23 protein-coding genes and 1 tRNA gene are annotated in these 24,488 nt (G+C 64.3%); 10 read left to right on the top strand and 14 right to left on the bottom strand.

Features of this window, described 5'->3' with window-relative positions; genetic code table 11:
- Nucleotides 1-235 precede the first annotated feature (235 nt).
- Together ACWHYV_RS13260 and ACWHYV_RS13265 are read right to left on the bottom strand one after the other, a co-directional pair.
- Entirely contained in the window at nt 236-2,437 is a 2,202-nt protein-coding gene (locus ACWHYV_RS13260; protein ID WP_447976968.1) for a PAS domain S-box protein, read from the bottom strand.
- Nucleotides 2,437-3,795, bottom strand: coding sequence for a sigma-54-dependent transcriptional regulator (locus ACWHYV_RS13265; RefSeq protein ID WP_447976969.1), 1,359 nt, complete (start codon nt 3,793-3,795; stop codon nt 2,437-2,439). Before ACWHYV_RS13265 ends, ACWHYV_RS13260 begins: the two co-directional genes overlap by 1 nt.
- Nucleotides 3,796-3,961: 166 nt before the next feature.
- Here ACWHYV_RS13265 and ACWHYV_RS13270 point away from each other — a divergent pair, with 166 nt between their 5' ends.
- Nucleotides 3,962-4,573, top strand: coding sequence for a hypothetical protein (locus tag ACWHYV_RS13270; RefSeq protein WP_447976970.1), 612 nt, complete (start codon nt 3,962-3,964; stop codon nt 4,571-4,573).
- Between the two features lie 16 nt (nt 4,574-4,589).
- On the opposite strand, the gene ACWHYV_RS13275 is transcribed toward ACWHYV_RS13270, so the two are convergent.
- The 3 genes from ACWHYV_RS13275 to ACWHYV_RS13285 form a co-directional block, all read right to left on the bottom strand.
- Nucleotides 4,590-4,997 carry a DUF4359 domain-containing protein gene (locus ACWHYV_RS13275; protein WP_447976971.1) on the bottom strand — a complete coding sequence of 136 codons (408 nt, stop codon included), beginning with the start codon at nt 4,995-4,997 and terminating at the stop codon, nt 4,590-4,592.
- 157 nt (nt 4,998-5,154) lie between these two features.
- The gene (locus ACWHYV_RS13280) at nt 5,155-6,012 is read right to left on the bottom strand and encodes a hypothetical protein (RefSeq protein WP_447976972.1); all 858 of its coding nucleotides are present in this window, start codon (nt 6,010-6,012) and stop codon (nt 5,155-5,157) included.
- Nucleotides 6,013-6,081: 69 nt separating this feature from the next.
- The gene (locus ACWHYV_RS13285) at nt 6,082-7,827 is read right to left on the bottom strand and encodes a SagB/ThcOx family dehydrogenase (protein ID WP_447976973.1); all 1,746 of its coding nucleotides are present in this window, start codon (nt 7,825-7,827) and stop codon (nt 6,082-6,084) included.
- A gap of 114 nt (nt 7,828-7,941) precedes the next feature.
- Between ACWHYV_RS13285 and ACWHYV_RS13290 the strand changes: the two genes are divergently transcribed.
- From ACWHYV_RS13290 to ACWHYV_RS13300, 3 genes are read left to right on the top strand one after another with little or no spacing between them, the layout of a single operon-like run.
- The gene (locus ACWHYV_RS13290) at nt 7,942-8,361 is read left to right on the top strand and encodes a hypothetical protein (protein ID WP_447976974.1); all 420 of its coding nucleotides are present in this window, start codon (nt 7,942-7,944) and stop codon (nt 8,359-8,361) included.
- A 10-nt stretch (nt 8,362-8,371) separates the two neighbouring features.
- A complete protein-coding gene (locus ACWHYV_RS13295) occupies nt 8,372-9,154 on the top strand; it encodes a tetratricopeptide repeat protein (protein ID WP_447976975.1) in 783 nt (260 codons plus the stop codon).
- Entirely contained in the window at nt 9,145-10,239 is a 1,095-nt protein-coding gene (locus tag ACWHYV_RS13300; RefSeq protein WP_447976976.1) for a hypothetical protein, read from the top strand. Before ACWHYV_RS13295 ends, ACWHYV_RS13300 begins: the two co-directional genes overlap by 10 nt.
- A gap of 99 nt (nt 10,240-10,338) precedes the next feature.
- Here the strand turns inward: ACWHYV_RS13300 and ACWHYV_RS13305 are convergent, their stop codons facing one another.
- A complete protein-coding gene (locus ACWHYV_RS13305) occupies nt 10,339-10,800 on the bottom strand; it encodes a group I truncated hemoglobin (protein WP_447976977.1) in 462 nt (153 codons plus the stop codon).
- Nucleotides 10,801-11,004: 204 nt separating this feature from the next.
- Between ACWHYV_RS13305 and ACWHYV_RS13310 the strand changes: the two genes are divergently transcribed.
- Both ACWHYV_RS13310 and ACWHYV_RS13315 read left to right on the top strand, forming a co-directional pair.
- Nucleotides 11,005-11,595: a sigma-70 family RNA polymerase sigma factor gene (locus ACWHYV_RS13310; RefSeq protein WP_447976978.1), complete on the top strand. Its 591-nt coding sequence runs from the start codon at nt 11,005-11,007 to the stop codon at nt 11,593-11,595.
- Between the two features lie 4 nt (nt 11,596-11,599).
- Nucleotides 11,600-12,598 carry an anti-sigma factor domain-containing protein gene (locus ACWHYV_RS13315; protein WP_447976979.1) on the top strand — a complete coding sequence of 333 codons (999 nt, stop codon included), beginning with the start codon at nt 11,600-11,602 and terminating at the stop codon, nt 12,596-12,598.
- Nucleotides 12,599-12,658: 60 nt separating this feature from the next.
- Here ACWHYV_RS13315 and ACWHYV_RS13320 read toward each other — a convergent pair whose 3' ends face one another.
- Nucleotides 12,659-13,471: an IS1595 family transposase gene (locus tag ACWHYV_RS13320; protein WP_447976980.1), complete on the bottom strand. Its 813-nt coding sequence runs from the start codon at nt 13,469-13,471 to the stop codon at nt 12,659-12,661.
- Nucleotides 13,472-13,687: 216 nt separating this feature from the next.
- On the opposite strand from ACWHYV_RS13320, the gene tadA reads away from it, so the two are divergent.
- From tadA to ACWHYV_RS13335, 3 genes are all read left to right on the top strand, one after another.
- The gene (gene tadA / locus ACWHYV_RS13325; RefSeq protein WP_447976981.1) at nt 13,688-14,197 is read left to right on the top strand and encodes a tRNA adenosine(34) deaminase TadA; all 510 of its coding nucleotides are present in this window, start codon (nt 13,688-13,690) and stop codon (nt 14,195-14,197) included.
- An 82-nt stretch (nt 14,198-14,279) separates the two neighbouring features.
- Nucleotides 14,280-14,369, top strand: a tRNA-Ser gene (locus tag ACWHYV_RS13330).
- Between the two features lie 1,045 nt (nt 14,370-15,414).
- On the top strand, nt 15,415-15,939 hold the full coding sequence (locus ACWHYV_RS13335; protein WP_447976982.1) for a hypothetical protein: 525 nt from the start codon (nt 15,415-15,417) through the stop codon (nt 15,937-15,939).
- A gap of 78 nt (nt 15,940-16,017) precedes the next feature.
- Here ACWHYV_RS13335 and ACWHYV_RS13340 read toward each other — a convergent pair whose 3' ends face one another.
- The 5 genes from ACWHYV_RS13340 to ACWHYV_RS13360 form a co-directional block, all read right to left on the bottom strand.
- Entirely contained in the window at nt 16,018-17,532 is a 1,515-nt protein-coding gene (locus tag ACWHYV_RS13340) for a DUF2779 domain-containing protein (protein ID WP_447976983.1), read from the bottom strand.
- 207 nt (nt 17,533-17,739) lie between these two features.
- Nucleotides 17,740-18,189, bottom strand: coding sequence for a response regulator (locus ACWHYV_RS13345; protein ID WP_447976984.1), 450 nt, complete (start codon nt 18,187-18,189; stop codon nt 17,740-17,742).
- Nucleotides 18,186-19,460, bottom strand: a complete 1,275-nt coding sequence (locus tag ACWHYV_RS13350) for a response regulator (protein ID WP_447976985.1) — start codon at nt 19,458-19,460, stop codon at nt 18,186-18,188. The genes ACWHYV_RS13345 and ACWHYV_RS13350 overlap by 4 nt, the downstream gene beginning before the upstream one ends.
- Nucleotides 19,457-20,632 (bottom strand): sensor histidine kinase, encoded by a 1,176-nt coding sequence (locus ACWHYV_RS13355; RefSeq protein ID WP_447976986.1) that lies wholly within the window; start codon nt 20,630-20,632, stop codon nt 19,457-19,459. Before ACWHYV_RS13355 ends, ACWHYV_RS13350 begins: the two co-directional genes overlap by 4 nt.
- A 167-nt stretch (nt 20,633-20,799) precedes the next feature.
- A complete protein-coding gene (locus tag ACWHYV_RS13360; protein ID WP_447976987.1) occupies nt 20,800-22,152 on the bottom strand; it encodes a 2-dehydropantoate 2-reductase in 1,353 nt (450 codons plus the stop codon).
- Nucleotides 22,153-22,242: 90 nt separating this feature from the next.
- Here ACWHYV_RS13360 and ACWHYV_RS13365 point away from each other — a divergent pair, with 90 nt between their 5' ends.
- Nucleotides 22,243-22,971, top strand: a complete 729-nt coding sequence (locus tag ACWHYV_RS13365; RefSeq protein ID WP_447976988.1) for an SIR2 family NAD-dependent protein deacylase — start codon at nt 22,243-22,245, stop codon at nt 22,969-22,971.
- A gap of 1 nt (nt 22,972) precedes the next feature.
- Here ACWHYV_RS13365 and ACWHYV_RS13370 read toward each other — a convergent pair whose 3' ends face one another.
- Nucleotides 22,973-23,269, bottom strand: a complete 297-nt coding sequence (locus tag ACWHYV_RS13370) for an RNA recognition motif domain-containing protein (protein ID WP_447976989.1) — start codon at nt 23,267-23,269, stop codon at nt 22,973-22,975.
- 232 nt (nt 23,270-23,501) lie between these two features.
- Nucleotides 23,502-24,218, bottom strand: a complete 717-nt coding sequence (locus tag ACWHYV_RS13375) for an HAD-IA family hydrolase (protein WP_447976990.1) — start codon at nt 24,216-24,218, stop codon at nt 23,502-23,504.
- Nucleotides 24,219-24,488 lie beyond the last annotated feature (270 nt).

Raw genomic sequence — 24,488 nt, forward strand, 5'->3', positions numbered from 1 at the left:
GCAGTAACAGCAAAGCCCGTGCCTGAGCGGTGGTGTCGTTTCGGCCCATTTTTCCCCCTTGTCCCCATCGGCAGGGACTCCGGGAGGGCCGGGAGTGCAGCCTAACACCACATTGGGCGGGAGAGACCTGGCGCGATACGCTACAGGGGCGTTACGTCAGTTGGTTAGGTTAGGTCCGTTGGGTCCGTTATGTCCGTTAGTCTGTAGACGGACGGCTGGGCCATTGGCCCGGGAGTCACGACGCACCGTCGATCGGCAGCGTGATCGTGAACGTCGTCCCCCGCCCTTCCTCGCTCGCGACCTCGATCGAGCCCCCGTGTTCCTGGACGATCCCGTGTACGACGGTCAGGCCAAGGCCCGTGCCTTTCCCGACTTCTTTGGTCGTGAAAAAGGGGTTGAAGATCCTGCCGAGGTCCGCCTGGGGAATCCCGTGCCCGGTGTCCGCCACCGTCAACGTCAAGCTCCGGTCATGGCGCGCCAAACCGAGGGTCAAGATGCCGCCGTTCGGCATCGCGTGGATTGCGTTGATGATGAGATTGAGGAGGACCTGGCTCATCTGGTCCGGGTCGACCGACGCCAGAGGCAGCGGCTCCTGATACCGGGTTTCGATCCGGATCCGATGGCGGCTGGTGCGTTCGTGAACCACTTCAAGCGTGTCGGCGATGATCTGGCGCAGATCGGCCGGACGCCGGTCGGTCGGACGCCGGCGCGCAAACGTCAGGAGTTGGTTCATGATCTTGGTGATGCGTTCGACCTGGGTGATGATGATTTCGAGCCCCTTCTTCGTGCGTTCATCGGCGGCCCGCTGCATCAAATGTTCGGCGCGCCCCAGGATCACGTTCATAGGGGTCCCGATTTCGTGCGCCATGCCGGAAGCGAGCGTCCCCAATTCGGCCAGGCGTTCCGTCCGCCGGAGCTGTTCCTCGAGCCGCTTGCGCTCCGTGACTTCGACCGCCACCCCGCCCAAGTATCGTCCTCCGGACGCATCCGGCACCGGGAACTTCAACACCAGCCAATGTTGGACCTCGCCGTCGGGACCGGCGACCGCCTCGATCCCTTCGATGGGATCCGTGGCCTCCAGCGCTTCACGGTCGTTCCGTCGAAACTGTGCCGCGGTTTCCGGCGGCCACAGCTCATCGTCCGTCTTGCCTCGCCAATCCTGTTCGGATTTCTTGAACCGCAACTCGAACGGGCGGTTCACATAGAGATAACGCCCCTGCTCGTCCTTCAGAAACGCGACGGCGGGGCTGTTGTCCATGAAGGCCTTGAAGCGGGCCTCGCTGAGCTTCAGCGCCGCTTCCGCCTGCCGCCGTTCCGTCACGTCGGTGATGAAGCCCTCCACCGCCAGCAGCTCGCCCGATGGCGAGAATACGCCCTGGGCCTGATCCCAGACCCATTTCGTGCTTCCATCGGCGGCCACGATCCGATATTCCATGCTGAAGGGCCGCTTCTCGACCAGGCTCTTCTGAAAGGACTCCCAGACCGTCTGGCGGTCTTCGGGGTGGATCAGGTCGCCGAACGAGCGCGATCGACCGGTGACGAGCTCAGCCGGGTGGTACCCGGTGAGCTGGAGGCATCCATCGCTCACCAACTCCATCGTCCGGTCCTTGTCGTTGCGGCAGCGGTAGGCCATCCCGCTCAGATTCGAGAGCAACGTCTTGTGGACCCGTTCGCTTTCACGCAGCGCTTCTTCCGCCCGTTTTCGCTCGGTGATGTCGACGACCGAGGCCAGCACCAAGAGCCCTTCCGTCGTTCGAACGGGATTGAGCCCGATCTCGACCGGGAATTCGCTGCCGTCTTTGCGGACGCCGTACAGGTCGCGCCCGTGTCCCATCGGCCTGGCGCTCGGGGAATGAACATACCGGCTGCGGTCGGTCGGATGCGAGGACTGGAACTTCGCGGGCACGAGGACTTCGATGGATTGTCCGATCAGTTCTTCCCGCTCGTAGCCGAACTGTTGCTCGAGTTGGTGATTGACCAGAAGGATCGTCCCGCGCTGATCGACCATCACCATCCCGCTCGGCGACGCTTCGACGGTGAGTCGCAGACGCTCCTCCGCACGGTAACGCTCGCTGAGATCTTTCGTGATCTTCAGATACCCGAGCAGAGTCCCGTCGTCTTCACGGATCGGCGTCACCGCGACGTCCGCCCAGAATCGGCTGCCGTCCTTGCGAATCCGCCAGCCCTCCTCTTCGAAGCGCCCCTCGCGCTCGGCTGCCCGCAGGACGCGATCGGGCTTGCCGGTCGCGATGTCTTCGTCCGGGTAGAGCCGGGCGATCGGCTGCCCGAGGATTTCCGTCTCCGTGTAGCCCGTCATGCGCTCCGCCCCGAGGTTCCAGGTCGCGATACGGCCTTCCGGATCGACGATGACCATCGCATATCCGGCGACCCGGCCCACGAGCCTTGGAAAGGCTTCTCGAGCGATCGACACCCCCACTACTCGGCTCCTTTGCCTTCGATCTCGGCCAGCTTCCGATACAGCGTCTTACGATCGATACCGAGGACGTGGGCCGCCTGATACTTGTTGCCGCCCGTCTTCTCCAAGATGCGCAAGATGTACTCCTTCTCGACATCGGCGAGGGGGAGGGTGCGTTCCGCCGCGTCATCGATGACGCGGCGCTCGCCGCGCGCTCCTTGGACCGCGGTGGGAAGGTCCTCGGGCACGATCTTCTCGCCGCGGGTGAGCGTGACGGCCCGCTCGATCACGTTCTCCAGCTCACGGACGTTGCCCGGCCACTGGTAGTCGATCAAGAGCGCCAGGGCCGGCTCCGAAATGCCCTGCACCGGTTTCCGGCCCGCTTCCGCGCAGCGGCGCAAAAACGCCTCGACCAGTAAGGGGATGTCCTCCTTGCGCTCGCGGAGCGGCGGCAGCCGGATCTCGATGACGTTGAGGCGGTAGTACAGATCCTCACGGAACCGCTTCCCCTTGACCTCCTCCGTGAGATTCAGGTTGGTCGCGGCGATGATCCGGACGTCCACCGAGACCGGCCGCGTGGCCCCCACCCGGCGGATCTCGTGCTCCTGGATCGCGCGCAGCAGTTTCGCCTGCAGCATGAGGGGCAATTCACTGATTTCGTCCAGGAACAGGGTGCCCTTGTGCGCCTCTTCGAACAATCCGCGCTTGTCGGCCTTCGCATCCGTGAACGCGCCTCGGACGTGGCCGAACAGCTCGCTCTCGAGCAAAGCCTCGGGGATCGCCGCGCAGTTCACGGGGACGAACGGCGCGTCCCGCCGATCACTGTTGTAATGGATGGCCTTGGCCACCAACTCCTTGCCCGTGCCGCTCTCGCCGGTGATCAACACGTTCGTCGGGCTGTCGGCCACGCGCCGGATGAGATCGAAGAGATCCCGCATCGCCTTGCTCTTGCCCAGGATCTGATGAAAGCTGTACTCCTTGAGGACTTCCCGGCGCAGGCGCCCGACCTCGCGGCGCAGCGCGGCATCCCTGGCGGCACGCTCAGTGACGAGCACCAACTCCTCGTTCTTGACCGGTTTGGTGAGGTAGTCGTAGGCCCCCTGTTTCATCGCCTCGATCGCCGTCTCCACCGACCCGAATGCGGTCATGAGGATGACATTGACGTCCGGATAGGAGCGCTTGATCTCGGAGAGCAACTCGATGCCCTGCATTTCCTTCATACGCAGATCGGTGACGACGACGCCGTAGCCTTGTTCACTCAGGCGTTTGAGCGCCTCACGGCCGCTTTCCGCGACCTCGACGCTGTACCCGTGCTCCTGAAGAACCTCCTGTACCAGCGAGCGCATTTCCGGCTCATCGTCGACGACGAGTACACCCACCCTCTCCTCTTGCATCGCGCAGTTCCTTCTGGTTGGCGAAAAAGTGATGGTAGCCTAGCGAGTTAGCGCATTCCGGTCAAGGGCACGGTTGAGTCCCACCCGGATGCGGCTTACAATCTGCTTACTGTCGGATGGAAAGATGTCCTGAGGTGAAACAGCGGGAGGGGTGATCGCGGCCCTGGCTGCGGCGCTGCCGGGTGGTGAGGTGAACGGGGCGCAGAGACTGACCGTCCTGGCAATCTGCTTCTGGGCTCTGAGCGGATGCACGTCGACGATGCACTGGGTCGCCGATCCTCCGGAACATCCGACCTGCATTCCCGATCGACTGCTGACCTGGGAGGACTTTACCCCGAAAGGGGTGCGCGGCCGGCGTGCGGCGGAAACGGCGGTGCGCTTCCGCTTGATCCAGGGTCCATCGGCGCGGATCCTGGCGGAGTTCGATCCGAGACTGTCGTGGGTCCGCTCGGACTTCGCCTACGCGTGGAACCCGTTTTTGTCGCGGTTCTCGGCCCGGCTCCTCCGCCATGAGCAGTTGCATTTCACGATCAGTTGCTTATTAGCGCGGGAAGCGAACCTCTCGCTGGCGAACGGCGGGGACCCCCAGGCGATGCTCATGCTGCTCAATTCGGTGGCCACGCGCCTGAACGTGCAGTACGATTCCGAAACGAATCACGGCTTGAACCGAGAAAAGCAGATCGAATGGGAAGAGGCGATTCAGGCGAGGCTGGCGGCGGGACCGGTGACGAAGCCGTCGGTGGTCTCCGGGGGCGATCGATAGAAGCCCGGATCTCGATCTAGCTCTGGCTCGGGCACTCTCCCTTTTCCAGCGTGTAGAACTTCCCGGCAATCCCCAGCGACCGACCCACCGCCCGCGTGCTGCTCTCGCAATAATCGTATTCGGTCGTGTAGACGGAGAACACGACGTAATTGGCGCGCTTGGTCCGGTTCGCGAGCAGCGAGACCGGGGTGGCCGTGTTCGGCCCTTCCTGACCGCGCGGGAGCGAGATCGACTGGAGGACGGATGCGAGCATGGCATCGGAGGGGCTCTGCCGGTGCTTGGCCGCCTCGGTCAAGACCTGGGCCTCGTAGTCGGGCAGTGCCGGGTTTGACACCCCGAGCACGATGAAGGCCCCGCTGAGCGCCACCAGCCCGGCGATCACGCCGATGCTCGAAGTCTTCTTGTTGCTCGATGCCGGATGCATCACGCACTTAATGGGCAAATTGTGTGCCCGGCGTCGAAAGGGAAACGGCGAGAGGAACCGGGCGGAAGCATGCGGGAAATTGCCGTGGCGCGCCGGTGGGTGGCCGGAGGGGTCCTGCACGATTTTGTACGGTCCCGGCCGAAGTGTGGCAGGAACGTCAGGGGATCCGTTGCTCGAGCCGCTTGAGCGCTCGCATCATGGCCGGATCGGCCAGTCCGACTTCGCTGAGGGCGTCCATGATGTGGATCTGTTTGGCTGCCGCAATCTCTTTGGCCTTGTCGTACTGCCGCCGATTGAACCGCGCCACGGTCGGCTGGGCATTGACGATCTGACAGGCCAAGACCTCACCCTCACCGACCTCGAGGATGCCGCCGTGTTCCACCAGTCGCTTCGCCTCGCTGATCGACACCCCGTGCAGCGCGGCAAACTCGCCGAGCCCTCCGGTTTCCACCAACCGCCCGTCCGGCATGATGCACAACCGTTTGAAGTGCGGTGACCAATCTTTCCGGAAGTCGATGTAGGTGATGTCCCCGCCCTTGGCGACGGCGCGCTCCAACGTGCTGTCGTCCAAGCCCAGGTTCTTCTGTGCCAACCGTTCCTTCAGCTCCGGCGGGAGCGTCCGATGGAACACCCGCGCGCTCGCGTCTTCCAGCGACAGCCCATAGGAGCGCACGAGCTGTTCGGCTTCCGCATACTGCATGACGTCGAGCATCCAGGTCTGCTTGGGCGCCGCGCCCGTGGGATCGATGCGGCAGGCAAAGAGACCTTGCGTCACGAGGAGGCCGGTTTGCGGATAGACATACACACCGCCCTCGGTCAACAACCGCGTCATGGTCTCGACGGGGATCTCATAGCTTTCCGCCAAGACTCGCGCGTGCCCCGGGAGGTCTTCGCGCTCGGTCATGGCACAAACGGTCACGTTCCCCGGCGGGTCGAACTCGGTATAGTCCTCGATGATGTTGTACAGGACCGGCGCCTTGTCGGATTTGGTCGGCTTCTTTTTGATTTTGTACATGTGGAGCCCCGTTGGGTCGGTTAGGTCCGTTCGGTCCGTTAGTTCCGTTCAGTCGTTGAATTCAACGGACTAAACCGACGAAACGGACCTAACGGACTCAACCTCTTCCTCATACGCCGGCAAGGTGGTCAAGCGCGGATCCTCGACGTGCCCGCCGATCGTGAAGTGATACAAGGACTGATAGCGTAGGTCCTGGAGGCCAAAGACTTGATGGACCGGGTCGTCAAAGAAGCACCCGATGCCGGTCGCACGGAGGCCGGCCGCCTCGGCCTCGAGGTAGAGGACCTGGCCGATCACCCCGGTCTCCCAAAACAGCCGGCGGTAAAACCATGCGCCCGTTTGCTGGAGCGTTCGTTCGAAGTCGGCGATCATTCCCAAGGAAAAGCAGCTCTGTCCGGCGATGTCCTGATGACAGCTCACCTGCGTTGCGAGGTCCCTCGCATCGCCGTCCTGCAAGAGGAAGAGCGGCAAGTCGGAGGGGCAGCCGGGCGGCCGTTCCCACAGAAACTCGCCGTGCATCGCCTCCCGCAGCTCCGGCCCGGCCGAGGGGGCACGGACGAGACAGTACAAGCCCGGAGGGATCCCGTCGACCCGGTGCACGAACAGACCGAGATGGATCGCCGGCTCCCATGGCATGCCGTCCCACGGCATCGGCCGTCGGCACAGCGGGCGGTCGGCATGGGGCATCACCCGCGTCAGCATTGCGAAGAACGTCGGGGCCGGAACGGATGTCTTTCCGTCGAACGCCAGCGCGCTCCGCCGCTGCCGGATGATCTCGCCGGCCGAGACCGGCCGATGAAGTCCTGCGACCGGAGCGGGGGGAAGAGCCCCACCCAACCGGCAGGTGGTCGGGCCGGTCGGCGGCTTCTCACAGGCCTGCGTGACGACGTCGATGATGTCCCAAGGATCCGGCTCTCCACGGCTCAACCGATTGGCCGTCCCATACCAACGCCCAGCCTGGAGGTGGCGGACGTCGTCGTGAGGCAGGCCGAGCGGAAGCACGCGCTCGTCTTCATGCTCCGGACACACGACCGCCAGGCAGTCCGGCTGCTCCCGCTCGGCCTCGTGATAATCGCCGTCACGGTCCAGGCCCAGCAAGAGGCTGATCTCGCCGTCGGCCAGATCCTCCAGCAGGATCATGTGCCATCCAAGCGCCTGCGCGGCGATCCGAAGCGCGCCGACGGCATGGCCCGCGTCGTGCTGGCAATAGCGGTAGGCCCGCTCCCCGTATTTCCAGGACTCGCGCCAGTGGATGGAGGTCAGACCCACGAGGAACGCCTGCGGCGGAAAGGCGTGCATCAGCCGCCGGAACGATTCGGGAGCCCAGTCGGCGCGACGCTCGAGGAGATGGTGTTGCGGCGCATAGTGGTACAAGGCCGGGTGGTCGGCCAATCCGGGAAGACGATCGATCAGCAGGTAGCCTTCCGTCGGATGGAGGTTCCCGCTCGACGGGTTGCTCCTGAGCGCCCACCGCACGCCGCCGGCCTCCTTCCAGGCGGTAATGGCCAGTGCATAGGCGAACAGCCGCGACAGCGAGTGGAGCGTGAGCGCCTGCGCGGGAACCGTTCCCGCCTGATACAGAGCGTCGTACCGCGGCGGACGAGGCTCTTGGTTCACGCGCAGGATCGGCAACCGATGCTCCGGAGCGCCGGCATACCGCCGAAATGGATTCGGCTGATTGGCCCAGTCGAGATACCCGCGGGAACGGGCGTATCGAAAAAAGTGGTGCTTGGTCTGCTGATGGTACCCGATCGCTTGCAGCACGCGCGCGTCGGTCTCGGCCGCAGACGTGCCGGCCGCAGTAGTGTCCGCCATGCGCCCAGTCTACCGAGGCGCGTCCCGGAAAGTAAACGCCGTCCGATCGATCACGCCGCCGTGTTGATTGACCGGTCGGAGTCCGATGGGTATGCTGGGCCTCCGGAGTCGGCCATGACCTTCGATCCGTCGATCGCCGCACAGCGGGCCTTACGGCGCCTTCAACACGAACACGAGCTGGGCGCGGACCTCGAATCGGTCCTCGACGCCGAGGCGGTCTTCTCCTCGACCGCGGGCCCGCACGCGTCGGCGGCGTTCCATCGCCTCCACGCCATCGGCGACCGCCACCCGTCCGTGCGTCCCCTGCAGGAGTTTTTGATCTTCATCACGTGGCAGCAACTGACCGAGGAGACGATCCCGCAGCATTGCGAGACCGGGGTGCGATTGTGCGAGCGCTACCTGGCCGCCTGGGGGCCGGACGGCGAGGCCGCAGGACAGGTCGCGGAGTTGCACCGGTCCTTCCGCGCCGCATTGGGGCTGGCGGACGATGATGACGACGACTACGACGCGGATGTGTTCAAGGGAGGCGATTGACGGAGGCGGCGTGTCCGACGGCGACAAGCATCAGGCCCGCATCTTTCTCCACCGGGGCGACCTGGCTCGGGCCCGGACCTGCTACGAGCGTGCCCTCGAGGACGATCGACGAAGTGCGGACGCGGCGGCGCTCTCCGAATCCCTGGGGAACCTCGGGAACGTCTATGCCATGCTGGGCGAGCACGACCTCGCCATCCGGTGCTACGAAGAGCTGCTCGCCCTTCAACGTCCCTCGCCCAACCCCTTCGCGATCGGGCAAACCCTGGTGAACCTCGGAAACGTGTCGCTCGAGTCGGACCGCCGCGAACAGGCGCGCGCCTATTATCTCGAGGCGCTCGCGCTGCTCGAGCCCCTCGACGACCATCGTTCGCTCGGCATCCTCTATTCGAATCTCGCCCTCTTGGCGGAGCGCGACGGCGACCGCGAGTCGGCCGCCCGACACTTCCAACGCGCCCTCGACTATCATCGCCGGGTCGGAAACGAAGACGGCTTGGCCGTCACCTACGGCCAACTCGGCCGCGTGTTGATGAGCGCCGGCGACGACCGCCAAGCTGAAAAGTGCCTCAACAATGCCTCCGAGCACTTCATCAAGCTCGGCAATCCTCAAGGAGAGGCGGGTGCCCTCCGCCTGTTGGCCGAGCTTTATCAGCGCCGCGGGGACCTCATTTCGGCCGCCCGATGTCTGGAGCGGCTCCTCCTGCTCGCCGAGCGACACGGCTGGCCCGGAGAGGCCGAGAGCCGGACGCTCGCGGCGCTGCGGGCCAAGCGTGATCGCACCGGGCCATGCCGCTGATCTGGTGTGCCATCTCGGGCCACGGGTTCGGCCACGCGGCACAGGTGGTCCCGGTGCTGAACGAGCTGGCCGATCGCATCCCGGGCGCCACGGCGATCCTGCGCACGACGACCCCGGCGAGCTTTTTTCGCGGGCGGCTTCGTCTTCCCTGGGAGCTTCTCCCGGGCGAGCAGGATGTCGGATGCGTGCAGCAGGGGCCGCTCCACATCGACGTCGCCGCGACGTGGGCGGCGCATCGCGTCTTTCATGAGACGTGGGCGCAGCGCCTCGAGCAGGAATGCGAGGCGCTCCGAAGCCGAGCGGCCGCCATGGTGCTGGCCGACATTCCCTATCTGGCCCTGGAAGCCGCCCGACACTGCGGGATCCCGGCGGTGGGTCTGAGCTCGATCTCGTGGGATCAGGTCTTGGTGCGCCTGCAAACGCCGGGGGACGACGAGCAAGAACAGCTCGTCCAAGCGATTCGGCGGAGCTACGGCCATGCGGCGATGATGATCCGACTGGCACCGGGCATTGCCATGCCGGCGTTTCCACGACTCGTGGACGTGGGACCCATCCTCGGGGAGGTGCACGTCGACAAGGCCGGCCTCCACCGGGCGGTCGGCGCCACTTCCGGGGAGCGGATCGTCGTGGTCGGGTTCGGAGGCATCGAGCTCACGACCCTGCCCTGGCCGGCTCTCGACGCCATGAAGGGGTACCGTTTCGTGGTCCCCGGGCGGGTCCCGGGGTCCCTCACCCGGGTCCACTCCGCGGATCCGCTGCCCTTTGCCTTTCGCACCATCATGGCTTCCGCCGACGTGCTGATGACGAAACCGGGCTATGCGACCGTCATCGAAGCCGTCGCCGCCGCGGTCCCCACGGTGTACGTCCGCCGCTACAACTTCGTCGATGAAGACGCGCTCGTCGACTACCTCCACGCCTATGGCCGGGCCGTCGAGCTTTCGAGCCAGCATTTTGCCGCCGGTCGCTGGGCGGCCTCGATCGAAGCCGCCCTCCTGGCCGCCCCGCCGCAGTTACAGGCCCCCAAGCCCACCGGCGCCGCCGAGGCGGCCGAGGTGATCGTGCAGGCGCTCAGAAGAACGGGTTAGAGGGGTAATGGGGTAAGTGGTAGGGGCAGAGAAAGGATCTCTCATCCTCTGGTGCCCACACCCTATCACGTACCCCGCTCATCCCCTACCCCCATGTGCTCACATCGCCGTGACGATGTCCTTCTTCATCGGCCCCAGCGCGCCCAACAGCTCGTTCTTTTCACGTTCCGGGACCTTGAATGTGTTCAGCGTGGCGACCAGATCGCCGACGAGGGCATCGAACTGCTCCCCTGTGATCCCCATGCCGGCGTGCGCGGATTTCATGTCCCGTCCCGTGTAGGTGCATGGTCCGCCGGAAGCGGCGCAGATCTGCTCGACGAGCAGGGACTTGAGCCGCGGGAGATTGGCATTGGCAAACTTCCCATTGATCCGGCTGTCGTTCGCCACACGGGCCACGAAGTCGTCGACGACCGCAGTGATCGCCTCTTTTTTCCCCAGTCGCTCATAGAGCGACGGAGCGGCCGCCCGATGAGACGTGCCCGTCATCGTCCCCTCGCTCGCACAGCCCGCCGCCGTCAGACATGCGCTGATCAGAACCCATCGTGCGATCTGCCTGTGCATGGTGCACCTCCATTCAGAGAGTTGTGCCGACAACGCCGCCCCCCACGGCGGCTCATTCACTCACGGCACTCTACGGAGGCGCCCCGCGTTTGGATCTATCCCAACCGGGACCCTCTGGACGCATCGGTTGGGATGGATCGTTCGTAGGGTATGGTATGATGCGCCTCTTGTGACGATCGCTCGCTTGGCACCCAGGCACGGCGCGTGGAATCGCTGACAGGATCCGCATCAGAGCCCCTTCATTCAGACCTGCTGGCCGCGGTGGCCAAGGGAGACCGCCGCGCGTTCGGGCAGCTCTACGATCGATCCGCGCCGGTGCTGTTCGCACTCTGCTTGCGGATGCTGGGCGACCGCCAGGACGCTGAAGACCTCCTGCAGGAGGTCTATGCCGAGGTCTGGCGCAAGAGCGTGCGCTATGATGAACGCCGGGGGTCTCCACTTGCCTGGCTGGTCACGCTCACGCGGAGCCGGGCGATCGATCGCTTGCGTGCGCGGACGTCCCGCGGGTACGGCGCGGTCGAATCCATCGACGATCGGCCTGAAACGGATCGGGAAGGATCGGAGCCCACGCCGTTCGAGCACCAGGCGACCGCCGAGCTGCGAACGCTCGTGACGAAGGCGTTGGAGGAGCTCCCCGCACCTCAACGACAGGCGCTGGAGCTGGCCTACTACGACGGGTTGTCTCACACGGAGATCGCCCAGCGGCTGAAAGAGCCCGTCGGCACGATCAAGACTCGTATCAAGTTGGGGATGAGCAAGCTTCGGGCGGCGCTCGGCGGAGCGTGGAACGGTTGACGGCATGACGCACGAGCAGATCGAAGAGGCCTTGCCGCTCTACGCCGTCGGGGCCTTGGACCGCCAAGAACGCCATGCGGTGGAAGCGCACCTCCTCACGGGCTGCACCACGTGCCATGCTTTGGTGAAGGATTATCATGGCGTCGCCGGGCTGCTGCCGTTTGCGCTGCCGGCGGCCACGCCCCCGCCGAAGTCGGAGCTCCTGGGGCGGATCTTCCAGCAGAGCCGCCCGGGCGAGAGCGACAGACCCAGCATCCGTCTAGGCGGCTGGGTGCGCGGCGTGCTCACTCCATTCATCTCGCCGACCTGGCAGCCCGCTGTGTCCGTCGTCCTCTTGGTGCTCGTCGCGGCGGTCGGCGGCTATGCCTGGTTCGCGCATACCGAAGCCGTCTCGGAGCGCGAGCTGCGCGCCAAGATCGAGACGGTGCTGCAAGAGGCGAGCGCGCGCACCGCCGCGCTGCAGGGTCAGCTCACACAACAGGAGCAGACGTTGGCGGCGCTTCGCCGGGAGTTTACGGAGCGATTGGGGACCTTGAGCGACGCCGAGGACCGGCTGATTCAGCGGGAGGCCGAGCTCGACAGCCTCAAGAGCGAGTTGGCCAAGCATGAACAAGAAGCCGCTCGCCTCCGCAAGGCTCTGGCTCAACGTGACGACATGCTGACCTTGCTACGGTCGGCCCACGTCACCGTCGTCTCGTTGAGCGGGCTGGAACACGCCAAGGGCGCGGGCGCGTTCCTCCTCTACGATCGCGAATCTCAAAAGGCCTTCTTGTATGCCTTCAACATGCCGCCCCTGCCGCCCGGGAAGACCTACCAACTCTGGGCGATCGTGGACAAGCCGATCAGTGCGGGGACCTTTACGCCGGACAGCGGCCAGAAGGGCCGGATCGTCGTCAAGAATCTTCCCGCTCTCTCACGGATCACGAAATTCGCCGTGAGCCTGGAGCCGGAAGGCGGGCGGCCCCAGCCGACCGGACAGATCTACTTGGCGGGGCAAGTATGAATGGTGTGATTCGTTATACGTTAGGTGATTGCTAAATCTTGGGCCAAGGCCTCTTTTTCCTTAGGTGGAATAGCCAATCGGATACTCGAACAAGACCTTCAACAAGTGAGTCCCAAGCAACTCGAACAGATCATCCCGGCGATGATTGAACCGAAATTCCATTTCCTTCAGATAGAGCGGGAAGTGCAAGCGGCTGACGCCATGATACTTGCGCAAGCGTTCCTTGGCGTAGCTCCAGAACCCTTCAATGCCGTTGATGTGGCGAAGGTAATGACGCCCCCGCTGCACATAGGTCTGCCCATGGTCGACCGGCAGGTGTTTGCCGTAGCGCCGCAGGGATTTATAGCTGCTAAAGCGATCCGTGTAGAAGACGGCACCTTTGAGCGCTCGACGTTCGATTTCCCGCATCAGCGTCGCTGCATCGGCCTGGGGGACGACGACGGTGCTGACCCGGCCCTGCCGTTCCAAGATGCCGAAGACAATGACTTTTGGGCCACGGGCGCGCCCCCGCCGCCCTCCGCGGCGACGGCCGCCGAAATAGCTCTCATCGCATTCCAGTTCCCCGGTCAGCGGCCGGGCTTCCGTCTCGGCCATCGTGGCCATCCAGCGGCGGTAGGCCATAAAGCGCTGCCAGATCGGCAAGGGACTCATGCGCAGTTCTCGCGCCGTCCGCAGCGCCGAGATCTCCAAGCAGAAGAGCTGCAAGATCTGCAGCTCACGGGCGACCCGATCGGGTCGATACCGCCACCGGCAAGCGAGGCAGCGGGTGCGCGCCCCCGGACGATACTGCCGATGCGGTGTCCCGCACCGCACACACTGATGTCGTCTCAATCGTTCGTCGACGAGCCGAACCGACAGCGCCGTCTGTGTCATGGGCCAAGGCCTCCATTTTAGGCCTGGCCCAGAAATTAGTAATCACCATACGTTATTTGTTAAACGAGAAGCCCGGCAGAGACAATTAACTTTGCACGATTAACGATTAACGCAGGGCTACGCCCTGTGATATGATACCGCCCGTTTTGCGTTTTGATCCGTATTTCCTAACGGACTCAACGGATCTCACTGACTAAGGGACTCGACCTTATTCTCATGTCGTTCATCACGGACAAAGACCTCGAGTTCATGCAGATGGCTTTGGAAAAGGCCAGGCTGGCGCCCGCGCTGGGCGAAGTGCCGATTGCGGCGGTGATCGTGATGGATGACCGGTTGCTGTCCCATGTGCACAACTTTCGCGAAATCTGGCAGGACCCAACGGCCCATGCCGAGGTGGTCGCCATTCGCGAAGCCGCCAGCCGGCTCGGGACCTGGCGGCTCACCGGCACGACGCTCTACGTCACCGTCGAGCCGTGCTCCATGTGCATCGGCGCGATCATCCAGGCCCGGATCACGCGCTTGGTCTTCGGGGCACGCGATCCCAAGGCCGGTGCCTGCGGCTCGGTCTTCAATATTCCGAGTGAACGTCGGCTGAACCATCGCGTTCAGGTGGTCGGCGGCGTCCTCGAACAGGAAAGTCAGGAACTGATGCAGAGCTTTTTCCGGCGCCTCCGCCAGGACGTCGGGGAGCGAGGAGCCAAAGGCCCGTTAATGGTTAATCGTTAATCGTGAACCGGGAGTCGATAGGCAAGAGAGCTGAGCGCATTCACGTTTAACGAACAACGATTCACGATGAACGTCTCTACACGGAGAGGTGCGAGAGTGGCCGAATCGGGCGGTCTCGAAAACCGCTGTCCGGGTAACCGGACCGGGAGTTCGAATCTCCCCCTCTCCGCCAAAAAACAGCGATGAACCTTGAGCGCTGAACGATGCATGCAGGTTCGAAAGACGAAGCACTACAGGAGGGAGATTCGAATGGGGGGTTCTGAAGAGGGTGCGCTCCCTTCATGGGGACCTACAAGGGGCGGGCCCCTCTCGTAGGCGTGCGTGCACAGTATCGAGGCGCGACCGAATCTTCCCTGTCGCCACACCAAGCTTCGCTTGAGCCGGTCCCTGCGACATCGTCTCCAGCCGCAACGGCTTCACGGCGTCGCCTTCCTCACCCATCCGAGAACCCATCTGAGAATCTGAGACATCGTTCCGGAACTCCCGCCCTGCTCCCTTTTGTTATCTCATCGCCCCTCGTTGAGAAGCAATGATGCTCTCAAGCGTTACTTGAAGTATCCGTGCTAACCAGTTGTGGAATAGCGACTCTCACTCCTCATCAATGCCAGCCGCTCATTGTCCGCCCGGAGCTCCACCGATGTCTCCCATCCCGCCGCCGCCCGCTCCGGGCGTGGTCCCCAGTCCACTATCGGTCGATCCGCTGCGAAGGTTGGAGCTCGGTCCTCCGTAACCCGGATCTCTCGTGCCGGACGTTCCACTTGGCGGCGTGCCGATGGGCGGGCGCGAGTCGGGGGTCGATCCTGGAGGACCAGGAGGGAGCCCGCCGCTCGGCACGCCCGGGACTCTTGTCATTCCCGGTGTCGAGGATGGGCTCATGGCCGATCCACCGCTGCTGGATCCCCCACTACCGGATTGAGCAAAGAGCATCGAAGCCGACAGGACAAGCGCCGTCGATGCGCCGGCGAAGAGTCTCATCACGTGTGTCATGTGCCCCTCCTTCGCCCTATCGTACCCTCTGCCTCCGGCGTCCACTGTCGGACGCGGCGAGGATGGGCATCACCGGGAAGGAGCGAGCCTGTCAGCCGGGTGGACCGGCAGACGGTTCAAGGAAAGGCCGTCCAGACCAAGGTCCAGTTGCACCGCCCTCCGCGAACCTGTAGACAGACGCCATGGGCTCGCTGCCATACAGGCTCCGGTTGCTCAGGGGCGTGGGGCTGATGAGCGCGGTCGTGCTGGCCGGCTGTACGCTCCAGACCCCGTCGATGCCTTCAGCCCCCGCTGTCGTGAATCGGACCGAATTGGGCCCCGCACCCGTCCTGCTCGACGTGCGGACGCTCGTGGTCGGGAAACACCCGGGCGCGGTCGCGCAGGCAATGGCTGACTTGGAACAACTGGGGTTCAGCGTCATCAAACGGGATCGGGTGGGTCTGATCTTGGACGACCTGGATCTCGGGCAGCCCGAAGATTCACCTGCCCGCCTGATTCATTCGGGTCTTCTCTCAGGAGCCGAGGTCGTCGTGCTGGTGGAGGTCGAGAAGGCGGGCGGGGTGTCCGCGGTCGTGGTCAGAGCCATCGAAACCGAAAGCGGAGCCGTCCTGTGGTCCGGCGGGACGATTGCCACCGGCGTGGAGCTCGAGCGAGACCCGCATCAGCTCGTGCAGGCTCTCACCCATGAAGCGGTCTTGAACGGACTGACCAACTCAGGGCCTCAGAGCCAGGCTTTGCTCTTTTCCCACCCCTGAGCCGCCAGCGGCCAACGGCTCAAGCGTCCCTGGATCCCATTCTGGAGGGGCAGCAAGACCGAGTGGTCCTGCCCCCTCTTATCGCTCCACACACCGACGATAGAGCGCTCGCCGCAGCTCGACCATCGCGAGCGTGTCGCGTGCACAGTATTGAAGCAGCGCTTCCCTCAGCCGGATCTTTTCGATCAAGTCGGTCTCCTCGAAGACCATACGATAGTAGGCCTGTGCGGCCGTTCCCCCATCCCGGATGTCGAGATCGTCGTAGCCCAACGTCGGGACGACGGCCGGGAGGACGGCCTTGATCGAGTAGGACCCGGAAAAGCCCGGATGATAGTAATGGTCGCGGATGATCGGAAAGAGATCCCAGAGGCGCCCGATCACCCGCAGGAGATCATCGCGGAGCGTCGGGAACGCCTCGGCAAGCCGCTCGAGAATCGCCCGTTCATATCCGGAGTAGACGCAGATGCTCCCTTCGTGACCGAGCGCATCGAGCAGGGCTGCCACCAGGTCTTCGCGGGGGTCCCGGGGATCGAGATGCAGATGCTCCCGGTGCTCGACCGTGCCATCGCCCTGCTCGATGTGGTTCGACCATTGCGTGGGAATGGTTTGATACGGCCGGGTCCTTGGAAACTTGGGGACCGCGGGCATGAAGGTTTCGAAATCGAGATGATGAACCGGATAGCGCACCGTCTCCAGCAGCGTCTTCAATCCCGGGCTCACCCATTCCACGTTCTCTTTCATCCGGCGCTGCGGGATCGACAGGGAGAAGCCCGTCGGGATCTCATCGATCGTCTCGACGCCCAGTCTCACCAAGGCCTGGAAGGTCTGATCTCCGCCCGGCAGATGAAAGATCCACCGTTCCGGCTTGTCCTTGGTGCAAAAATCCCAGAATGGGCAGTCATAGGGGACCTGACAATGACTGCCCGGGGTGATCGCCGGCGGGGCGGGCTGAGCCAACATCGTTTTCATGGCGGCCAGGCGCAGCGCCACCGACGGCTGCTTGAGGGCGACGGGGCCGGAGACGTCTTGTAGCGCAAAGAGCTGCATCAGGTCGACCGCGCCGCCGTCGAAGACGTACTGCGTGTTGATGTGCATCAAACAGGAGGCCGCTAGGCGGAACCCCAGGCCGTTGAGCACATAGGCTTGCAAGGCGAGGTCCTCGATGTGCACCTCCTTCACGCGTGTGGCGGATTTCACCTCGATCAAGCGCCACGCGGTCCCGCCGTCCACGTCTGCAACCCGCTCGAGGACGTCGACGCGAATGAGGATGTGCTCGAAGACGAAGGCCCCTTCGAAAATCGCCGCGACGGTCGGATCCTCGACGAGCGCCTGCGTCCGCATCAAGGCGTCGGTCGAGTGACGGTGGTCGGCCTCGACCAGGATTCCGCCCGGAAACCGGCGGCGGGCGAGGCTGCCGATCTCGGTCCCCATGTCGAGGATGGCCTGCGTCGAGGCATCGGGCGGCGTCGCCAGCTCGGGGGCATGGACTTCGAGGTAGAGCCGCTTATGGCACTGAAGACCGGCGACGAATTTGGATTTCGACAGGCGAACGGAGGAAGGCAGGACAGCCGGACGTGACGGGATGCCGATCATGGCCGGCGCCAGGCTACACAAGAGGAGAAGAAATGTCCAGCGTCGAGGAAGAAGCCGTCAGCGGTCAGCCGTCGGCTTTCTGCTTAGGAGCAAGAGGAGGCATGAAGCGACAAGGAGAACCGGACGCGGTTCTCTCCGCTCGTGGGTCTCTCGTCAGAGCCGAGAGCTGACGGCTGATCGCTGACAGGCTCGGCCTTCCCAGGCATCTCACGAATGGGAGGGCTCCGTCACGCGGATGATTTCCATGATGGAATGCATGAGGTCCTTGGTGATCAGGGGCGTCACGTAGCAGCGACCTTCCAGCACTTCCTGGATTGCGCAGCGGAGCTCCGAGGTCGCCGAGCGCTTGAGCAAATACCCCGAGGCACCGGCCTTGAACGCTTCCGTGACGTAGGTGGGATCGGTGTGCATCGTCAGAAAAACCAACTTGGCGTTGGGGACGATCTTGCGTAGCTGGCGGGCGGCCTCGATCCCGTTGAGGTGCGGCATCGAGATATCGAGGAGGATGAGGTCCGGTTGGACCTGCGGCGCCAGCTTGATGAGAGCCTCCCCGTCTTCCACCGCGCCGACCAACTCGAAATCCTGCTCCAGGAGTCTGCGAAATCCCTCCAGCACCATCGTATGATCGTCAGCCAGCAGCAAGCGCGGCTTGCTCATGTCACACCATCGCTCAGCGGGACTTTGATGAAGAGCGAGGTGCCGCGGCCGGGGCGAGAGCGGACCGACAGGGTTCCCCCGACCAGACGGACTCGTTCATGCATGCTGACGAAGCCCAAGCCTTGCAGTTCCTTGCCCTTGGGGGGGCTGAATCCGACCCCGGAATCAAAGATCGAGAGGCGCAGGACGTCCCCCCAGCGGGCGAGGCGGACCGCCACTCGGGAGGCCTTGGCATGCTTGGCCACGTTGCGCAAGGCCTCCTGGGCGACCCGATACAAGCAGGTGGAGATCGGCTGCGGGAGTGTCTCGGGCAGGTCGCGCTGGGTGAAAAACGCCTCGATCCCTTCGCGTTTGCCGAACTCCTCCACATGTGATTGAAGGGCGATGGCGAGCCCGAGATGATCCAAAATCGACGGGTGGAGCCGATAGGCGAGCCGCCGCACGTCGTCGGACAGCTCGGCCAACTCGTTTCGAAGCGTCCGCAACTGTTCGCGGTTTTTCTGCACGTCGGGAGACAGGCGCCGCTCGATCGCTTCCACGTTCATCACCAGGACCGCCAGCTTTTGGTTCAGGTCGTCGTGCAGCTCGCACGAGATCCGCCGGCGTTCTTCTTCCTGCACGGTCAGCAGTCGCGCGGTGAGGCCGCGGAGCTCTTCCCGGCTCTTGTGAAGGGCTTCCGTCCGCTCGGCGACGCGGCGCTCCAGCTCCTCGTTCAGTTTTTGGAGCGCCTCTTCCGCTTTCCGGCGCTGCGCAATCTCCTCGTTCGCCTGGATCAACGCCGCGTCCTTCGCCGCGTTGGCGGCCACCAATTCGCGCGTACGTGCCTCGACGAGCTGTTCCAGGTTTTCAGCATGGCGCGCCAGCGCGCGCTTCTGCTCTTCGACCTGCCGCTTCAGTTGGTAGACTTGAACGGCCCGGCTCAAGGAGGCGACGAAGTAATCGCGGTCGATGGGCTTTTGGATGAAATCGTACGCCCCGCCGCGCAAGGCCTGGATGGCGAGGTCGTGCTCGCCGTGACCGGTGATCAGCAACGTGGGTGTATCGGGTCGAAGCGTGCGGATCTCGCTGAGGAGCGCCAGGCCGTCCATGCCCGGCATCTTGATGTCGGTGATGATCGCATCGAAGTCGCTGTCGGCGATGCGTTTCAAGGCTTCGCGCGCCGTATCGGTCGTCTCGACGGAGACGTCCTCCATGCGCGTCCGGACCGTCTCCGGGAGCGCGTGCAGCAGCGCAGGGTCGTCGTCCACGATCAACACCCGGGTCCCCATCATCTCCTCACGTCATGCGGTCCGGGCGGGGCCGGGCGCTCGCTCGGCGTCTCCCCCTCGAGCGGCAACTGGATGACGAAACACGCGCCGGCGCCCGGGCGACTCGACACGGAGATGGCGCCGTGGTGGTCTTTGATGATCCCGTACGTGATCGACAGGCCGAGCCCCGTCCCCGCGCCGACGTCTTTGGTGCTGAAGAACGGGTCGAAGATGCGCTGCTCCAGCCCGGCGGGGATACCCGGTCCGCTGTCCTGCACCGTGACCTCCACCATCCCATCGTTCACGACGGAACGGATCAAGATCCACTTGCGGTCCGCCTCGGCGACGGCGTCCCGTGCGTTCGTCAAGAGATTGATGAACACCTGCTCGAGCTGGATGGAGCTGCCTCGGACGACGGGGTTGGCGGGGGAGAGGTCCAGTTGGGTTTCGATCTGGTGGAGGCGCAATTGTTCCTGAATGAGGGACACGGACTGCAGGATGATCTCGTTGAGGTAGAGCGGCTCCCGGCTGACCGGTGCGGCTCGGCCGAACGTACGCAGATGGGTGATGATCGCCGTGGCCTTGCGGACCTGTTGCATGGCGCTCCGCAGGTCTCGAAGGATCCGCTCTCGTTCCACCTGGTTCGCCTCGAGATGATCGACCACGTTGCCGATGAACAGGCCGATATTGTTCAGAGGGTTGTTCAGCTCGTGCGCGATCCCCGCCGTGAGCTCACCGAGGGTGGCGAGCTTTCCGGCCTGCACCAACTGTTCCTGCTTCTCCCGGAGCTCCTGTTCCCGGCGTTGCACCTCCTCCGTCGTGTCGCGGAGGTTGCCCATGATGTGGATCATGGCCTTCCGGCTGCGCTCGAGCCGGGAATTCGTCTGATGGAGATCCTGCAGCATGTGGAGGAGCGCACGGCGGGAATTGTCGAGCCGGATCGTCTGCTGGGCCAAACGATTCCGATCCTCCTCGTGATCGGCGAGCAGATGCAGCATGGCCCGACGCTGCTCGACGAGGCGACGATTGGCTTCTTTGAGATCGCTGAGAATGTGGATCAGGGCCCGTCGTCGCTTTTCACTTTTTTGAACCCGCCCTTCGAGGTGGGCCAGTTGGGCTCGGAGGCGGCGGTTCTCCTCCTCCAAGTCCTGCTTATCGACGGTGGTGTCGGACCAGACGGTCGGATGTGCATCCATCAGCGGAACGCCTCGGACGGCAGGCGCCGACGGCCCACGGCCCGGCCGGCCTCACTGTTCGTCACGGGAAGCCCTTAGATCCTCACGGTCTCGACAGTGTAGAAAAAGTCCGACGCCGGCTCAATCAGACAAAGGCCTACGTACACGAGAAACCCGTTGTTTTCTCGTCAACAGGCGGCCGCCCCTTGGGTCGACGGCCGCGTGTCTTTGCCGCGCCCACGGCGGACCTCGATCCGCCCGACGCCTTTCACGTTCGCGCAGAGATCGCCGAGCCCGGGGGTGATGAGACGGAACGGCCCCCCGCGCTCCGGCGGCAAGGGGCCCTCGTCGAGCTGATACACCAGGATGCCGTGCTCCCTGGCCTGCTCCAGCGTCAGCGTCGCCGCAAACCGGCCGTCCGTCGCGTGGAAGGTGACATGATCGACCCCGATGGCCAAGGCGGGAATATCGAGGACGCCGCTGACGCGGATACCCCGTCCCTGCATCCCAGGCTGCAGCCGGCTCACGTCCTCGACCTGGTGCTCACGGGGCAGTTGCGCGAGCGCCACCCGGTCGAGCGTGATCGGCTGGATGACCTCGCCGTCGATCCGAAGGACGTCGGCGCCCGTCTTGTCCCGACCGGTGATGACCTTGATCAACGCGGTGAGCGCCGCGTTGACGGGCGTCGGGATCCCCAATTCCCGCCCGCGGGCCGCAATGTAGCCGTTGAGGGAGTCGATCTCGGTCGGCCGGCCCGCCTTCCAGTCGTCGTACATGGACGTATGGATATCGCGGATCTCCTGCGTCCACCGAAGGACGCGGTCGGCGATATCCGCGGGCAACGGCACCTTTGAAGCCGCCGCCACGGCGGCGACTTCCCCGACGATCTGCCGGATCGTCTCCAGCATCTCCGGATGATCGAGCGCCTTCGCCACCCGATCATCGATCAGGACGGTGATCGGATTGAACACGCAGTTCCAACACATCTTCTCCCATTTGCTCCGGCGGATATCGTCTGAGATCTGACAGGGAATCCCGGCCTGCTTGAACAACTCGACGATGCGGGCCAGCCGCTCGCTCGTCTGGCCCATCAATTCCCCGATCGCCACCGCACCGCGCTTGTAGTGATCGATGACGCCGGGCGCGGCGATCTTGGAGTAGATGTAGGCGACGCCGCCGATCACACACTCTCGACCGAAGCGTGCGATGAGGCGGTCCTCCACGTCGACGCCGTTCTGCAGCGTCAGCACGAGGGTCCGCTCCGTCATCACCGGCGCGATCTGATCGACGACCCCATCGAGGTCATACGTTTTCATCGCCAGCACGATCAGGTCCGGCACGGGGAGGGCACGCGGATCGGCGGCGGCTCGTGGATGAACCGTGAACGTCCCGCCGGCGCTCCGGACCGTCAGACCGTGCTCGCGGACGGCCGCGAGCGTACGGGGGCGCAGCAGAAAGGAGACGTGCGGGTGGTGCCTGGCCAGATGCGCGCCGAAAAATCCGCCGACCGATCCGGCCCCGACGATCATGACGTGCTGCATGGGATCCTCCGGAGCGCCGAGTATAGCAAGCGACCGTGGGCGGAGAACAGGGCTCGGCGCGGCCCGCATGGCGCTGCTATGATGGTGGCCATGGCTTCCGATCCCCACCTCGACCTGGCGCGCGCGCGGCTGCACCACGCGGCGAGCATCGCCGTGCTCACCGGCGCCGGCGTCTCCGCGGACAGCGGCGTGCCGACCTTTCGCGGCCCCGACGGGCTCTGGAACAATTACCGGGCCGAGGATCTCGCCACGCCTCAGGCCTTTGCTCGAGATCCCCGGCTGGTCTGGCAATGGTACAACTGGCGGCGCGAGCTCATCGCGATGAAGGCCCCGAACCCCGCGCATGATGCGCTCGCCGAGTTGGAGCAGCGCTGCGATCGCTTCTGGCTCATCACACAAAACGTGGATGGGCTGCATGCAGCGGCCGGCTCACGGCGACTCTCGGAGATTCACGGCAATATCTGGAAAGTGCGGTGCACCGCCTGTGGAGTCGTCGAGGAGAATCGAGAGGTACCGATCGCCATACCACCCACGTGCCGCTGGTGCCGCGCGCTGCTTCGGCCGCACATCGTCTGGTTTGGAGAGGCGTTGGATGCGGAGGACGTGGAGCGGAGCTACGCGGCGGTCCGGGCGTGCGAGGTCTTCTTAATCGTCGGAACCTCGGGCGTCGTGTACCCGGCCGCGTCATTCGCGCCGGCGGCGAAGGCCGCCGGCGCCTTCGTGATCGAGGTCAACCTCGACGTCGCGCCGTATGCCGGCGTGGCTGATGTGTCGTTGCAGGGTCGGGCCAAAGACCTCGTCCCCGCGCTGGTGCGCTAGATCAGCGGAATCGGCTCGATCCGCCTCGGCCGCCTCCGCCCGTGCGCGTTTCCTGAGGACGCGCCTCGTTCACCGTCAACGTGCGCCCGCCCATTTGCGTCGCGTTCAACGCCGCGATGGCCCGTTGGGCTTCTTCATCCGTGCTCATCTCCACGAAACCGAACCCCCGCGACTTCCCGGTGAACTTGTCCGTGATGACGCGCGCCGACCGCACGGTGCCGTGCGCCGAGAACAAGTCGCTCAGTTCCGCTTCCGTGGCCGAATAGGGCAAGCCGCCGACGTAGATCTTCGCACCCATAACCTCTCCTTAACGCTGAACGATATTGTTTTGGACTCGAGATTGGCAGACGGAAAGGAGCGGGCCGAAGACGCAACGAGCGAGGCGGCTTGGTCGGACCTCCGACGACATTCCCGGCAAAACAACATCCGTGACCGGGCCCTCCTGATTGGCGGTTTCATCATGGGCCCTTACTGATGAAACTACGCAGACCGTAGCATAGGCCCCACCCCAAAGCAAGTTGCCATTTGTCCTACAGCCCGCCGAGGAGCGGGGGCAATTGATCGAGCGCGCGCAGCGTGGAGCAGCCCAGCGGAGGGACGGCCGTGGACGCCGGATCGCGGTCGAGCAGCACGGCGCGAATCCCCGCAGCGAGCGCCCCGTGCACGTCGTCACGAACACTGTCCCCCACGTGGACGGCGTCCGCCGGGTCCAGGGCATGCTTTTCGAGCGCGCAGCGAAAGATCGCCGGCGACGGTTTTGCGGCATGGGCCAGGCTGGAGATCGTCACCGTCTCGAAGAACTCCGCCAAGCCGAGCCCCCGCAGCACATTGAAGAGGCGTGAGTCGAAGTTCGATATGATGCCCAGCTCGTAGCCCGCGTCCTTCAAGGTTTTCAACACGGCGAACGTCTCCGGGTAGACCGTCCAGAGCGCCGGACCGTCGAAGGCCTGATACACCTCGTCGAAGTAGTCGTCGAATCCCTCGAACATGCCGACGCGATAAAACACATGGTGCACGATATCGAACCACCACAGCCGTTCGCAGCGTTTGATCTCCGATGGATCGGTCACGGCGAAAGCGGGAGGCGGAGCATCGTGGAATGCGCGACGAAAGGCAGCCGCGACCGCGGCCGACATCTCGGGTGATCGCTTCACGCCGTAGCGCTCGGCGTAGGTCAGATAGATGTCCGCGACCGACCCCTTGACATGGAAAAGGGTGCCGGCCGCATCGAAGAAGACTGCGCTCACCGGGCTCATGCCGCGTCTGTCCGTCCGCCTCGTGCAAGGTTGCCTCGGCAATCGGGGCGCGCCGCCCGTTGGGTCGGCGCACGGAGCCCCGGCCCTTCGTCTTCAATAACGGTGGCGCTGGAATCCGGACGCCTCCACGGGCCGGAACGCAGACGAATCCTCCGTGCCTGATGATCACGCCGTCGATGTTGGATGACCGGGAGGGAGGGCATGCCCTGATTCTGGCGTCGCACGGCCGGCTCGGCAAGAGGGAACCGGCAATCGAAAGGT

The organism is Candidatus Nitrospira bockiana, from assembly GCF_965152565.1.

What these genes read in the sequence shown, in the direction of transcription:
- ACWHYV_RS13275 (WP_447976971.1), bottom strand. Translation starts at nt 4,997, where the DNA reads ATGCATCCGGCATCGAGCAACAAGAAGACTTCGAGCATCGGCGTGATC.
- ACWHYV_RS13280 (WP_447976972.1), bottom strand. Translation starts at nt 6,012, where the DNA reads ATGTACAAAATCAAAAAGAAGCCGACCAAATCCGACAAGGCGCCGGTC.
- ACWHYV_RS13285 (WP_447976973.1), bottom strand. Translation starts at nt 7,827, where the DNA reads ATGGCGGACACTACTGCGGCCGGCACGTCTGCGGCCGAGACCGACGCG.
- ACWHYV_RS13290 (WP_447976974.1), top strand. Translation starts at nt 7,942, where the DNA reads ATGACCTTCGATCCGTCGATCGCCGCACAGCGGGCCTTACGGCGCCTT.
- ACWHYV_RS13300 (WP_447976976.1), top strand. Translation starts at nt 9,145, where the DNA reads ATGCCGCTGATCTGGTGTGCCATCTCGGGCCACGGGTTCGGCCACGCG.
- ACWHYV_RS13305 (WP_447976977.1), bottom strand. Translation starts at nt 10,800, where the DNA reads ATGCACAGGCAGATCGCACGATGGGTTCTGATCAGCGCATGTCTGACG.
- ACWHYV_RS13315 (WP_447976979.1), top strand. Translation starts at nt 11,600, where the DNA reads ATGACGCACGAGCAGATCGAAGAGGCCTTGCCGCTCTACGCCGTCGGG.
- ACWHYV_RS13320 (WP_447976980.1), bottom strand. Translation starts at nt 13,471, where the DNA reads ATGACACAGACGGCGCTGTCGGTTCGGCTCGTCGACGAACGATTGAGA.
- tadA (WP_447976981.1), top strand. Translation starts at nt 13,688, where the DNA reads ATGTCGTTCATCACGGACAAAGACCTCGAGTTCATGCAGATGGCTTTG.
- ACWHYV_RS13335 (WP_447976982.1), top strand. Translation starts at nt 15,415, where the DNA reads ATGAGCGCGGTCGTGCTGGCCGGCTGTACGCTCCAGACCCCGTCGATG.
- ACWHYV_RS13340 (WP_447976983.1), bottom strand. Translation starts at nt 17,532, where the DNA reads ATGATCGGCATCCCGTCACGTCCGGCTGTCCTGCCTTCCTCCGTTCGC.
- ACWHYV_RS13345 (WP_447976984.1), bottom strand. Translation starts at nt 18,189, where the DNA reads ATGAGCAAGCCGCGCTTGCTGCTGGCTGACGATCATACGATGGTGCTG.
- ACWHYV_RS13350 (WP_447976985.1), bottom strand. Translation starts at nt 19,460, where the DNA reads ATGATGGGGACCCGGGTGTTGATCGTGGACGACGACCCTGCGCTGCTG.
- ACWHYV_RS13355 (WP_447976986.1), bottom strand. Translation starts at nt 20,632, where the DNA reads ATGGATGCACATCCGACCGTCTGGTCCGACACCACCGTCGATAAGCAG.
- ACWHYV_RS13360 (WP_447976987.1), bottom strand. Translation starts at nt 22,152, where the DNA reads ATGCAGCACGTCATGATCGTCGGGGCCGGATCGGTCGGCGGATTTTTC.
- ACWHYV_RS13365 (WP_447976988.1), top strand. Translation starts at nt 22,243, where the DNA reads ATGGCTTCCGATCCCCACCTCGACCTGGCGCGCGCGCGGCTGCACCAC.
- ACWHYV_RS13370 (WP_447976989.1), bottom strand. Translation starts at nt 23,269, where the DNA reads ATGGGTGCGAAGATCTACGTCGGCGGCTTGCCCTATTCGGCCACGGAA.